The sequence below is a fragment of the Streptomyces sp. S3(2020) genome, from assembly GCF_013044505.1.
Taxonomy (GTDB): Bacteria; Actinomycetota; Actinomycetes; order Streptomycetales; family Streptomycetaceae; genus Streptomyces.
In genome coordinates this window covers 1-11,986 of the sequence record NZ_JABERD010000259.1, presented here as the reverse complement: position 1 = coordinate 11,986, position 11,986 = coordinate 1, and the positions used below count along the sequence as shown (strand labels likewise).

10 protein-coding genes and 1 pseudogene are annotated in these 11,986 nt (G+C 69.4%); 6 read left to right on the top strand and 5 right to left on the bottom strand.

Features of this window, described 5'->3' with window-relative positions; all coding sequences use genetic code 11:
• Positions 1-651, top strand: a 651-nt coding sequence (locus HLK59_RS43455) for a hypothetical protein (RefSeq protein WP_171147191.1), incomplete at its 5' end; no start/stop codon positions are given.
• Positions 652-684: 33 nt separating this feature from the next.
• Here HLK59_RS43455 and HLK59_RS43450 read toward each other — a convergent pair.
• Positions 685-1,464: an HAD-IIA family hydrolase gene (locus HLK59_RS43450; protein WP_171147190.1), complete on the bottom strand. Its 780-nt coding sequence runs from the start codon at positions 1,462-1,464 to the stop codon at positions 685-687.
• A gap of 224 nt (positions 1,465-1,688) precedes the next feature.
• Here HLK59_RS43450 and HLK59_RS43445 point away from each other — a divergent pair, with 224 nt between their 5' ends.
• Together HLK59_RS43445 and HLK59_RS43440 are read left to right on the top strand one after the other, a co-directional pair.
• Complete coding sequence (locus tag HLK59_RS43445; protein ID WP_171147189.1) at positions 1,689-2,219, top strand: hypothetical protein; 531 nt, start codon at positions 1,689-1,691, stop codon at positions 2,217-2,219.
• The gene (locus HLK59_RS43440; protein WP_171147188.1) at positions 2,206-2,874 is read left to right on the top strand and encodes a class F sortase; all 669 of its coding nucleotides are present in this window, start codon (positions 2,206-2,208) and stop codon (positions 2,872-2,874) included. Before HLK59_RS43445 ends, HLK59_RS43440 begins: the two co-directional genes overlap by 14 nt.
• A 298-nt stretch (positions 2,875-3,172) precedes the next feature.
• Here the strand turns inward: HLK59_RS43440 and HLK59_RS43435 are convergent, their stop codons facing one another.
• Positions 3,173-3,943: a GAF and ANTAR domain-containing protein gene (locus tag HLK59_RS43435; RefSeq protein WP_171147187.1), complete on the bottom strand. Its 771-nt coding sequence runs from the start codon at positions 3,941-3,943 to the stop codon at positions 3,173-3,175.
• Positions 3,944-4,107: 164 nt separating this feature from the next.
• On the opposite strand from HLK59_RS43435, the gene HLK59_RS43430 reads away from it, so the two are divergent.
• Positions 4,108-5,127: a glycoside hydrolase family 6 protein gene (locus HLK59_RS43430; RefSeq protein ID WP_171147186.1), complete on the top strand. Its 1,020-nt coding sequence runs from the start codon at positions 4,108-4,110 to the stop codon at positions 5,125-5,127.
• 57 nt (positions 5,128-5,184) lie between these two features.
• Here HLK59_RS43430 and HLK59_RS43425 read toward each other — a convergent pair whose 3' ends face one another.
• The 3 genes and pseudogenes from HLK59_RS43425 to HLK59_RS43415 all read right to left on the bottom strand — a co-directional run.
• Positions 5,185-7,122 carry a kelch motif-containing protein gene (locus HLK59_RS43425; RefSeq protein WP_171147185.1) on the bottom strand — a complete coding sequence of 646 codons (1,938 nt, stop codon included), beginning with the start codon at positions 7,120-7,122 and terminating at the stop codon, positions 5,185-5,187.
• Positions 7,119-9,104 (bottom strand): cellulose synthase catalytic subunit, encoded by a 1,986-nt coding sequence (locus HLK59_RS43420; protein WP_171147184.1) that lies wholly within the window; start codon positions 9,102-9,104, stop codon positions 7,119-7,121. The genes HLK59_RS43425 and HLK59_RS43420 overlap by 4 nt, the downstream gene beginning before the upstream one ends.
• Before the next feature lie 316 nt (positions 9,105-9,420).
• Positions 9,421-9,802 (bottom strand): annotated as a pseudogene (locus HLK59_RS43415) (FCD domain-containing protein); the annotation flags it as partial.
• A 161-nt stretch (positions 9,803-9,963) separates the two neighbouring features.
• Between HLK59_RS43415 and HLK59_RS43405 the strand changes: the two are divergent.
• Both HLK59_RS43405 and HLK59_RS43400 read left to right on the top strand, forming a co-directional pair.
• Positions 9,964-10,923, top strand: coding sequence for an ATP-binding cassette domain-containing protein (locus HLK59_RS43405; protein WP_171147183.1), 960 nt, complete (start codon positions 9,964-9,966; stop codon positions 10,921-10,923).
• A 63-nt stretch (positions 10,924-10,986) separates the two neighbouring features.
• Positions 10,987-11,814, top strand: coding sequence for an ABC transporter permease (locus HLK59_RS43400; RefSeq protein ID WP_171147182.1), 828 nt, complete (start codon positions 10,987-10,989; stop codon positions 11,812-11,814).
• The last annotated feature ends 172 nt before the right edge of the window (positions 11,815-11,986 follow it).

The window sequence follows — 11,986 nt, the reverse complement described above, 5'->3', positions numbered from 1 at the left end:
ACACCAGCCCAAGCGGCCCCCGCCCCCGCACCCGCCTGCGCCACCACCGACGCCCGCACCTTCCCGCTCACCACCCGCATCCACGGCGGTCCGGACACATACGAGGCGGGCGGCGGGTACGGCACCTGGTACCTGGACCTCACGAACACGACCCGCCGCGTCTGCAAGGACATCCACCCGGTCGTCGTGCTCGTCGACGCAGAGCGCGCACTGGGCGCGGGGCAGCCGCGCCTGGAGTTCTACGAGGGTGACCGGGTCCGGCCGGTGCGGTTCCGGACGACGGAGGAGGACGAACTGGTGGGCGCGTTCGGGGGAGACGGGTTCACGGTGGGCCCGGGAAAGACCGTCAGCGTGAAGGTCCGACTCGCCCTCACCTCGGACGCGGTGCCGAACCGGGTCACGGTCAACGCGGCGGTGGTGCAGCGTCACAACGACGACGGTGACTGGGTCGGCCAGTCCGACGACTACCGGTTCGCCATCGAAGCCGACCCCGAGCCGGGCTCGGACACGCCGTCCGGCGCCGCCCGCCCGCCCCACGCGCAGGAACTCGCCCGAACCGGCCTGGCCATCGCCGCCGGGACACTGGCCGCCGTCACCGCCGCGCTGCTCCTGTCCGGGGCGGCGCTGCGCCGCGTGCGAAGGCTCCGGTAGGCCCACGACGACGGGGGCGGACGGACGTTCGGGTCAGACGCGGTCGACGAGGTCGGCGATCGAGTCGACGACCTCGGTCGGCCGGAACGGGAACCGGTCCAGGTCGGCTTCGGTCGTGAGCCCCGTCAGCACGAGGAAGGTCGTCATACCGGCCTCCAGACCGGCCAGCACGTCGGTGTCCATCCGGTCGCCGATCATGGCACTGGACTCGGAGTGCGCGCCGATGGCGTTCAGCCCGGTGCGCATCATCAGGGGATTCGGCTTGCCGACGAAGTACGGTTCCTTGCCCGTCGCCTTGGTGATCAGCGCGGCCACCGAGCCGGTGGCGGGCAGGACGCCCTCGTGAGAGGGGCCGGTGTTGTCCGGGTTGGTGGCGATGAACCGCGCCCCGGCGTTGATGAGCCGGATCGCCTTGGTGAGAGCCTCGAAGGAATAGGTGCGGGTCTCGCCCAGGATCACGAAGTCGGGATCGGAGTCGGTGAGGATGTAACCCGCTTCGTGGAGGGCCGTGGTGAGACCGGCCTCGCCGATCACATAGGCGGTCCCGTTGGGCCGCTGGCTGTCGACGAACTTCGCGGTGGCCAGGGCCGAGGTCCAGATGTTCTCGACCGGCACTTCGAGCCCTATGCGGTTGAGGCGGGCGTGCAGATCACGAGCCGTGTACATGGAGTTGTTGGTGAGGACGAGGAAGGGCTTGCCGGAGTCGAGCAACTTCCTGATGAACGCGTCCGCGCCGGGGATCGGAACGCCCTCGTGCATCAGGACGCCGTCCATGTCGGTCAGCCACGACTCGATGGGCTTGTGCTCTGTCATGGGTGCGGACTCCTACGCTGTCGATCTGCTGGACGGCCATGGTATGCACCGCGAGACGGGAGAGCGGCGTGCCGGGGATCGGCAGGTATGAGGCCCCGGCGGCCTTCGTTCCCGCATCCGAAACCCCTCGGCCCACGAACCCGACTCGTACGGAGCAACGGCGGTCCCCTGGGGATGCGGGCCCGCCGTCCCCGGGGGACTCTCCCCATATCTGGAGGTTCACGATGGGTTCACTACGCCTCACTTTCCGCACCGCCCTGCTGGCAGCCACCGCACTGGCCGCACTGGCCACCCCGGCGGCGCACGCGGCCGACGGCGCCGGAGTCGCGGTCACCCCGTCGTCCCCCGCCCCCGGCACCGACATCGCGCTGCGCGTGAGCGGCTGTGCCGCCAGAACCGGCACCGCCGTCTCCGCGGCGTTCGTCGCCGACGTACGGCTCACCGGCGCCGAAGGCACCCTCGTCGGCGAGACCCGCGTCCGCACCGAACTGCGGGCGGGCTCCTACGACGTCCAGGTCACCTGCGGGGACACGGCCCACCGGACCGCGGTCACCGTCGTTCAGGAGCCGTCGCCGCACACCTCCCCGGTCGCCCCGGTCCCCGCGGGCGGCGGCGGCACGGCGCACCTCGCCGCGGTCGACGCCCGCGGGGCCGGACCCGGGACCGCACAGGCGGTGACCGGGCTGGTGCTGGCCGGGGTGGCGGCCGCGGCCGTGGTACTGCGAAGGGTCCGCCGGAGCCGTGGGACCGACTGACGCGCGCCCCTCCGGTACCGGCCGCCTCCTCACCGGGGGGGCCTGGGTGGTGCTGCTCCTCGGGCTGTGGCTGTGGGGGCGGGAGGTGACGGACGTACGCAAGGGGATATCCGCGCCCACGACCGGGGACGTGGCGGCGGTCGGACGGCCGCCCGAGGTCGAACTGCCGCCCCCCACCGAGCCGTTGAGACCGGCGCTGCCGCAGCGCATCGACATTCCCGGACTGGACGTGCAGGCGCCCGTGGTGGCCCGCGGGCTCGACGGGGGTGGCGCGATCGACCCGCCGCCCTACGACCCGGCCGGTGTCGTCGGCTGGTACGCCGCCGGGGGGAAGCCGGGGGCCGCCGGGGCGGCGCTGATGGTGGGGCATGTGGACACCGAGACCAGGCCCGCCGTCTTCTACAAGCTCAGCGCGCTGAAGCCGGGCGAGACGGTCCGGGTGATCCGCGACGACGGCCGGGTCGCCGAGTTCACCGTCGACGACGTCCAGGTCGTCGCCCGGGACCGCTTCGACGCCCGCCAGGCCTACGGGACCCATGAGAAGGGCCGTGCCGAACTGCGGCTCATCACCTGCGGCGGCACGTTCGACCGGGAGAGCCGCAGCTACACGGCGAACGTGATCGTCTCGGCGTATCTGACGGGAACCGGCCTCTGACGACCGCCCTCCCGCAACCGCCCTCCACGCCCCGGCCGACGGCACCTGGCCCGGTCGGCGGCCCGCTCCCCCCGAAGCCGCCGACCGGGCTGGTCCTCAACCGCGCGCGCACGGGCTGCGGGAGTAACCCGGCGACCGGCACGGGAGGCTCGTAGGCCAGATGTGGTGGACAGTCGGCCGGGGGCTGGGGCCTTCTGTACGAAGACTCTAGAACGGATGGGCCCAAAGGCCTAGGGGGCGTTTGACGCCAGGTCAGAATGGGGTGGCTCTCCGTCATACGGCCAGGTCGTGAGCGGTTCTACGAGGGCCCGCCGGCCGTGCCGTCGAACTCCCGCCGCAGCTCGGTGTCGTCCGCGCGCCGTTCGATGACGGCGGTCGCGACCCCGTCCAGGGGCAGCCTGCGGCGGCGCGCGTACTGCCGCAGGGCGATGAACGCGTGGTCGGCACGGGTGTTCCAGCGCTCGGCGAGCATGCCCTTCGCCTGCTCGATACGGACGCGGCTAGAGAGCGCCTGCTGCAACTGTCCGGCCAGGGTGCGGCACTGGGAGTGGACGGTGTTGTTCTGGAGGCCGAGGGACGCCGAGTCGGCGAGGAGCTGGGCCATCGGCAGCTCCGAACCGGACGACGGCCCTCCGGGCAGGGTGGGCACGAAGACGTTGAGCGCGCCGAACAGCCGCGCGTGCCGGCGCAGGGGCACCGCGAAGGTCGTGACGACGTCGTAGCGCAGCGCCCGCTCGGTGAACTCCGGCCAGCGGGAGGCCGCGCGGGCGGCCCGGATCGAGACCGGCGGGACGGGCTTGCCGGAGCCGTAGGTCTCCAGGCAGGGGCCGCCGCTGTGCTGGGCCTGGAGCAGATCGATCGCCATGTCCTCGTGCGCGCTGCTGCCCGTCAGCGAGACGGTGCGTCCGCCGTCGATGAGCATGATCCCGGCAGCCTGCGCGGCCAGCAGATCGACGCAGTGGTCCGCCAGCCGCTGCAGGTAGTCCTCGACGCCGAAGCCGTCGGACAGGGTGTCCGCCGCCTCCAGCAGTGCCGCCGCCAGCCGGAGCTCCCGGGTGGTGTGGTGCATCCCCGCCCACTCCCCTTCCCTGTCCGCCCGCCCCGTCCCGGCGCGCGCCTACCCTCGACCATCGGTGCTGTAACAGCTCCCCGACAAGGCTCGGGCGATCTCGTGTGCCCCTCGGCACGTATGTCAGGATTGAGCCTTGGACTGCAGCACCGAGGGGGAGTTGGATGTACGGCACGAGGGGGGCCGGAATGAGGACGTCCGCGATAGTGCTGGGGGCCGCACTGCTGATCGCCGGATGCTCCTCGTCCGGGGACGAGGACGATCCGGACGACGCGTCCGGGGCCAAGATCACCCAACAGCCCAAGGAGACCGACCCGTTCTGGGTCAACCCGGAGGGCACCGCGGCCCAGCAGGTCGCGGAGTACGAGAAGTCCGGCAAGGACGCGGACGCCGAACAGATCCGCAAGATCGCCGAGCAGCCCACGGGGCAGTGGATCGGCACGGAGAACCCCGAGCAGGAGGCGCGCGGCTTCACCGAGGCCGCCGACAAGGCGGGCCGTACGGCCCTGCTGGTCCTCTACAACATCCCGCACCGCGACTGCGGCCAGTACTCGCAGGGCGGCGCCGCCGACGGCAACGCCTACCGGTCCTGGCTGGACGGTGTGGCCGCGGGCATCGGGGACCGTGCGGCGACGGTCATCCTGGAGCCGGACGCCGTACTGCACCTGGTCGACGGCTGCACCCAGGACGAGTTCCACGAGGAGCGCTACGACCTCCTCCAGGGCGCCATCACCAAGCTCAAGTCCCTGAAGAACACCAAGGTCTACCTGGACGCGGGCAACGCCGGCTGGGGCCACCCGGACCAGATCTTCGAGCCGCTCCAGTGGGCGGGCGTCGACAAGGCCGACGGTTTCTCGGTCAACGTCTCCAACTTCTACTCGACCCAGGACTCCATCGCCTACGGCAAGCAGCTCTCCGCGAAGGTCGGCGGCAAACCCTTCGTGATCGACACCAGCCGCAACGGCAACGGCCCCTACGACGGTGGCAAGGCCGACGAACGCTGGTGCAACCCGCCCGGCCGCGCGCTGGGCGAGACCCCGACGACGAAGACCGCGGACCCGCTGGTCGACGCGTACGTCTGGGTCAAGCGCCCGGGGGAGTCGGACGGCGAGTGCAAGGGCGGCCCGAAGGCGGGCCAGTGGTGGGCGGAGTACGCGCTCAACCTCGCCAAGGCCAGTAAGTAGCCGTACGCCGAAGGGCGCCCTCCGTGACTCGGAGGGCGCCCTTCGGCTGTGTTCCGGTCAGGGAACCCTGACCCACTGAGCCTTGCTCGGAGTGCCCTGGTCGTCGTCGACGAACAGCATGTACCACCCGGACTGCACCAGGTTCTTGTTCTTCGGCACCGTCACCGTGATCTTGTCCCCGGACACCTTGTACTCCAGCTCGATCGACCGCTGGTCGACATCCGTGACGTGCGTCGCCGCACTGGGCCGGATCAGCCGCACCTTCTCTATCGTCGAGGCGTGCTGCGAGGTGAACGTGCCGGAGGCGCCGCGCTTGATGGTCTGCGGGCCCCCGGACAGCGAGGGCCGTGAGTCCCGGTAGAGATAGGGCGGCGTGTAGATCTCGATGCGCTGCTCGAACTCGCCCGGCTTGGTGTTGGCCTTGTCGCTGTAGAGCGAGTCCGAGCCGAAGAACATCACCCGGCCGTCGGGCAGCAGGATCGAACCGGAGTGGTAGTTCCGGCCCACCAGCGGATCCGCCACCTGCTCGAAGGTGTTCGTCTCGGGGTGGTAGAGCCGGGCCCGGAGGATGTTGGAGTCGCCGCGCCCGCGGTAGTCCTCCGAGCCGCCCGACACCAGGATGGAGTCGTCGGGGAGGACCGAGATGTTCGGGTACCGCGTGCCCTTCTCCAGCGTCGGCCCGTCCACGAACTTCGGGTCGTCCGCCTTGAGATCGATGATCCGCGTCTTGTCGCTGGACTGCGCGGACTCGCCGACCCCGCCGCCGCCGACCACCATGTACTTCTCGTCCTGCGCCGGCGCGAGCAGCACCGTGCCGGACGTCTCCATCAGCTTGGGGTCGCTGAGACCTTGCAGCTTGGTGAACTTGTTGGTGTCGACGTCCCAGACCCCGGGCTCGCGCCCGACGTTGTCCGGCCCGTAGCCCGCGTTGGACCCCGAGTAGAAGACCTTGCCGTTCTGCATGAGGAACAGCGCGGGGTACGTCGGGAACTGGCGGGTCTTCGGCAGATACGTCCAGGTCTTGGTCTTCGGGTCGAAGACCTCGTTCTTGCCCGGCACCAGCTGGCCGATGTCGTCGAGGCCGGAGACGCTGAGGACCTTGCCGTCGCTCAGGGTGGTGAGCGTCGGGTACCAGCGGGCCTCGTTCATCGGGTCGACCTTGATGTACTCCTCGGCGACCGGGTCGAACTCGTAGGCGTCCCGGATCCCCTGGAAGTCCTTCTTGTCGAGGGCGAGCTTCTGGGCGATGCCGTAGGTGTTGCGCGCGTCGGTGCCGGACAGCCCCTGGATGCGGTAGTTGTCCTGCGTACCGGTCTCGTACTTGCGGCCGGACTTCTGCGCCTCGACGTAGATACGGCCGAGCCCCGGGTCGTTGCGCAGGAACTCACCGGTCTTCTTGTCGAAGACCTTCTCGGCGCGCTCCACGACGACCGGGTCCTTGGACACGAACGTCTGGCCGTTCTCCTTGCCGGTGAACTTGGTGCCCGCCGGCAGGGTGATCGGCTTGTCCGGGTTCTCGTTGTGGACGATCATCAGGCCGCCGGCCTTGGTGACGTCACCCTTGAGCTTCTCGTACCGCTTCGTACCGCCCGCGATCAGCAGATTGCCGTTGGACAGCTGGGTGTGGCCCGTGCAGAACAGGTCGCTGGGCGTGGGCACCTTCTTGATGGTGCCCTTGACCGGGTCCCAGATACGGGTGTCGAACTTCTTCGCGTCGAAGTTCTCCTGGTTGTTCCCCGACCCCGCGACGAGCAGCACCTTGCCGGTGCGCAGCAGCGCCGCGTGGATCGTGTTCTGTCTGAACTCCTCCGGAAAATCGACGACTTCCCACTTGCCGTTCTCGGCTTTGTACTCCGGTTTGTTGATCTGGTACTGGTGGTATTTCTCGGTCCCGAAGCGGTAGAGCCACGGCCCGTTCATCCCGGCCAGTGCGAGTACCACCGCCGTACCTATCGCTAGGCGACGGGCACGACGGCGTCCGGCACGGTCGTTCATTCCTTACGTCCCCCAAGTCCACCCAGGGCGATTTGCATGGTCTGGTCGTTGCCCCCGCTGGTTCCGCCCGCGCCGCCCGTCTGGGAGGCGGCCCAACTCGGCTTCTGGGCGGGGGCGTGCTGGGCCGGCAGCGGCTGCGGCTGGTACTGCTGCTGAGCCGGGACCACCGGGCCCTGCGGCTCCTCGGCCGGCTTCTTCTTCTCCTGGCGCAGCATGTGCCGCCAGACGAAGATCGGCGTCGCGGTGATCAGCATGGCGAAGATGGCCCAGATGATCATCGCCGGGTGCGAGTGCCCGTAGACGAAGCCGGCACCGATCGAGGCGCCGAAGATCGCGATGAAGTACCAGTGGTAGCGGAAGGTCCCGAACCACCGGTCGGGGCTGGCCGAGTCGCCCTTGGGGGTGACGACGAACTTGCTCTTGCGGCGCAGCGCGGAGTCGATCAGGGCCTTGGCGTAGAGCGGCGCGGAGAGCGCGGACATCACCATGCCGGCCACACCGCCGGAGCCCTCGGGCTCGTGCGGGGAGACGTTGTGCCTGCGGTTCCAGACGTAGAGGCCGATCTGGAGGGCGGAGGCGTTGCCGTAGAGCATCAGCCACACGGTGGGGTCGATGTTCACACCCGAGGCGCCCAGACCCAGGAAGAGCGCGCAGCTCAGCGCCGCGAGGATCCAGTTGAGGGCGGACATCGGGTAGAAGATGATCATCATCGTGTAGTTGAAGAGCTTGCCCGGAGGCAGGGAGTACCAGCCCTTCCAGTACTGCTTGAGGATCGTCTCGTACGTCCCCCGGGACCAGCGCATCTGCTGGGTGAAGAAGTCCGTCCAGGCGCTGGGGCCCTCGCCGACCGCGAGCACGTCCGGGGTGTAGACCGAGCGCCACTTGCGGCCCGTGGCCGGGTTCTTGTGGCGGTGGATCTCGAAGCCGGTGGCCATGTCCTCGGTGATCGAGTCGTACAGGCCGCCGATCTGCTTGAGCGCCCTGATCCGCACGGCGTTGGAGGTGCCGACGAACATCGGGGCGCCGTAGTAGTTGCCGGCGCGCTGGATGAGGGCGTGGAAGAGGAACTGCTGCGACTCGGCGGCCTTGGTGACGAAGTTGTCGTAGTTGCCGTAGACCTGCGGGCCGATGACGAAGCCGACGTCCGGGTCGCGGAAGAAGCCGAGCATCCGCTCCAGGTAGTTGGGCAGCGGCACATGGTCGGTGTCGACCGAGGCGAAGTAGTCGTAGGCGTCGCCGTGGGCGTCCAGCCAGGCGTTGTAGTTGCCGTGCTTGGTCTTGGCGCGGTGCGGGCCCTTGGCCTGGTTCCACTTCGCGATGCCCTTGCGGGAGAAGTGGTGCACACCGAGCCGGGCGCAGACCTCCTTGACCTCGGGGTCGTCACCCTCGTCGAGCAGCCACACATGCAGAAGGCCCCGGTGGCGCAGCTTGACCGCCGCCTCCAGGGTCTTCGTGACCATCTCCAGGGGCTCCTTCCCGGGTACGAAGGAGGTCAGGAAGGCCACTCTCGTGCCGGTCTCGGGCACCACCGGGATCGGGTCGCGGGCGACCAGGGTGGCGTGCGCGTTCGACAGCACGTTCATGCAGCGGAAGAACTCGATCAGGCCGATCGAGACGAGCATCACTATGTCGAGCGCGGGCAGCCACTTGAAGTCCACGTAGTCGCGCTCGGTCCAGTGCTCGGGCTGGAGCAGCCAGAACAGCAGGACCAGGGAGAGCACCGGCGCGGCGGCCAGCATCAGGGCGACTCTGATGCGGTGCGTCTCCTGCGAGATCAGCGATCGGTACTCCACCTTGTAGGGCTTCGACGGATCGGGCTGTGTGAGGGGTCCGGCCAAGCGGCTGTAGTGCTCGTAGTCGTACTTCGGCAGGGTCTTCTTGATCCGGCGGAACGCGCCCGTCCGGGTCTGTGAAGCCACCCTGAGCTGAGTGGTCTCAGACGGGTCGAAGTTCTGCCGGGCGCCCGTCGGCGTCGACGTCATGAGTCATCCCCCCACACGCGAGTCATCGCGTGCTTTGTCGGTTCCTTACGTCTGATCGAGTCCCCCTCGACTCTTCACAGACGTATCAGTGGTGGGCCGCAGTCACCACATTCTCCACACCAATAGACATGGAACTGCGACCTTCCGGTTGCATGATGCCCCCCTCGGCATCGTCCTATGAACGGGGCCCCCTCTCCCCGTCATCACCGGCAACCGGCTCCGTGCCCCCCAAGTGCCGCGTATCCGCAGCATCTTGAAAACCAGGTTTCTACGGTGTCAGGCATGATCGCAAGATGCGAAACGCGGTGTTTACCGGTCATACGCGTTCATTGTGGCCCCTGTGGGGGCCTTGTGGGGAGGTTGTGGACAGTCGGGCACGGATGTTGCCGAAGTGCTCCCTTATCGTCCCCTCTGCCCGTATCGCATCCCCGGACCGTACCGCATCCAAGATCTCCCGACGCTGTCCACAGGCGACCCACGGATCCTGCGGCACGCCCCCGCGATCTGTGCGTACACGGTGGGAGGCGTCCCAGAACGCCTCCAGCACCTCGCTCGACAACACATTGCGAACCCCGGTACAAGGTGGCGTGAAACGCTCGGTCGGTGTCGGCCAGACCGTCACCTCCGTGCGCGGCCTGTCGTTCCATACGGCCCACGGGCCCGTCCAGTTCAACGAGCTCGGCCCCGGGCAGCCGCCCGCGATCATCGGCGGCAAGAGCCACGTGATCCGCCCCTGACAGCCCTCACGCGTCCTGTCAGCGCGCCCGCCGGCGCTGTCAGCGTGATGTCCGCGGTCTGTCAGCGCCTCCCGGCAGAGTCCTGCTCATCGAGAACGGCAGGCAGCTGACGAGGAGTTGAGATGTCCTACGCGATCCGCGCCGAGGGGCTGGTCAAGAAGTACGGGGACTTCACCGCCCTGGACGGGGTGGACCTGGAGGTCCCGGCCGGCAAGGTCGTCGGCGTCCTGGGCCCCAACGGTGCCGGCAAGACCACCACCGTGCGCATCCTGGCCACGCTGCTGCGGCCCGACGCGGGCCACGCGACCATCGGCGGCCACGACATCGCCGGGGACCCGGTGCGGGTACGTCAGCTGATCGGGCTGACCGGCCAGTACGCCTCGGTCGACGAGACGCTGTCCGGCGCCGAGAACCTGGTCCTGATCGGCCGGCTGCTCGGCCTGTCCCGGCGGGACGCGAGGACCAGGGCCGCGGAGCTCCTGGAGGACTTCTCCCTCACCGAGGCCGCGAAGCGCCCCATCGCCACCTTCTCCGGCGGTATGCGCCGCCGGCTGGATCTGGCCGCGAGCCTGGTCGGCCGGCCGCGGATCCTCTTCCTGGACGAGCCGACCACCGGACTCGACCCGCACGCCCGCCAGGAGGTCTGGGACGTGGTCAAGGGGCTGGTCGCGGACGGCTCCACGGTCCTGCTCACCACGCAGTACCTGGAGGAGGCCGATCAGCTCGCCGACTCCATCACGGTGTTCGACAAGGGCCGCAAGGTCGCCGAGGGCCGGCCCGGGGAGCTCAAGCGCCGTGTCGGCGGACAGATCCTCCAGGTCCGCCCGACCGTACCGGCCGACATCCCGCAGGTCGCCGCGATCCTGGCCGAGCTGTCCGGGCACGCCGCGGCCGAGGAGTCGGGCGTGCTGACCGTGCCGGCCGACGAACCGCTGCTGGTCTCCGCGGTCGCCCGGCGGCTCGACGGCGTCGGCATCTCCGCGGACGAACTCGGGCTGCGGCTGCCCAGCCTGGACGAGGTGTTCCTCGCCCTGACCGGCCACGCGCCCGCCGCGCCCGCCGCCGAACCGGCCGCGGTCTGACCCCCCCGCTTCTCCCCTCTCGGACCTCCCCTCGGACCTCCCCTCGGAAGGACGTCACCCGTCATGACCACCGACACCCTCACCGCCGCTCCGCTGTCCACCCCCGTCAAGCCCGCCCGGGTCGGTCTCGTGCCCACGCTCCACCACAGCCTGGCCCTGGCCGGGCGGGGCGCCACCAAGTTCCTGCGCTCCCCGCTCCAACTGGTCGACGTGGTCCTGACCCCGGTCATCTCCCTACTGATGTTCGTCTACCTCTTCGGCAAGGCGATCTCCGGCGGCGACCAGGACGCCTACGTGCAGCTGATCGTCCCCGGCGTCATGGTGATGACCGTGTTCCAGGCCAGCATCGGCATCGGGGTCGCCCTCAACGCGGACGCGAGCACCGGGATCTTCGACCGGTTCCGTTCCATGCCGATCGCCCGCTCGGCCCCGCTGATCGGCGCGGTGCTCGCCGACTTCGTCCGCTACGCCGTGTGCCTGGGCACCCTGGTCGTCCTCGCGCTGATCATGGGATACCGCCCCGACACCACCGTGCCGGCCGCGCTCGCCGCGCTCGGTCTGCTCATCGCCTTCGCGATGTCCTTCTCCTGGATGTCGGTGTGGCTCGGCATGGTGGCCAAGACCCCCGGTTCCGTGCAGGGTCTGATGACCATCCTGGTGCTGCCCCTCACCTTCGCCAGCAACGTCTTCGTCCCCGCCGACGACATGTCCGGCTGGCTCCGGGCCTGGTCCGACGTCAACCCCGTCTCCCTCATGGCCGACACCACCCGCGGCCTCCTCGGCGACGGCGCGGTCGCCACACCGCTGGCGGGCAGCCTGGCGTGGATGGCCGGAATGGTCGTGGTGTTCCTGCCCCTGGCGATGCGCGCCTACCGCAAGAACAACGCCTGACCACGAGGAACCACTCCACTCCACTCCACTCCACAACGCCGGCCGGGCACTCAGCCCGTCCGGCGTTCGCGGGTGGGGGACGAGGCCGTGCCGTTGTCTTCCAGCCCGTCCGGCGTCTGAGGACGAGGCCTTTCGGGCCGATGGGGGTCCAGGGGGCGGAGCCCCTGGGGGC

Bases quoted from the DNA above. Each gene is read 5' to 3' on its own strand.
- HLK59_RS43445 (WP_171147189.1), top strand. From the start codon at position 1,689: ATGGGTTCACTACGCCTCACTTTCCGCACCGCCCTGCTGGCAGCCACC.
- HLK59_RS43400 (WP_171147182.1), top strand. From the start codon at position 10,987: ATGACCACCGACACCCTCACCGCCGCTCCGCTGTCCACCCCCGTCAAG.
- HLK59_RS43450 (WP_171147190.1), bottom strand. From the start codon at position 1,464: ATGACAGAGCACAAGCCCATCGAGTCGTGGCTGACCGACATGGACGGC.
- HLK59_RS43435 (WP_171147187.1), bottom strand. From the start codon at position 3,943: ATGCACCACACCACCCGGGAGCTCCGGCTGGCGGCGGCACTGCTGGAG.
- HLK59_RS43405 (WP_171147183.1), top strand. From the start codon at position 9,964: ATGTCCTACGCGATCCGCGCCGAGGGGCTGGTCAAGAAGTACGGGGAC.
- HLK59_RS43430 (WP_171147186.1), top strand. From the start codon at position 4,108: ATGTACGGCACGAGGGGGGCCGGAATGAGGACGTCCGCGATAGTGCTG.
- HLK59_RS43420 (WP_171147184.1), bottom strand. From the start codon at position 9,104: ATGACGTCGACGCCGACGGGCGCCCGGCAGAACTTCGACCCGTCTGAG.
- HLK59_RS43425 (WP_171147185.1), bottom strand. From the start codon at position 7,122: ATGAACGACCGTGCCGGACGCCGTCGTGCCCGTCGCCTAGCGATAGGT.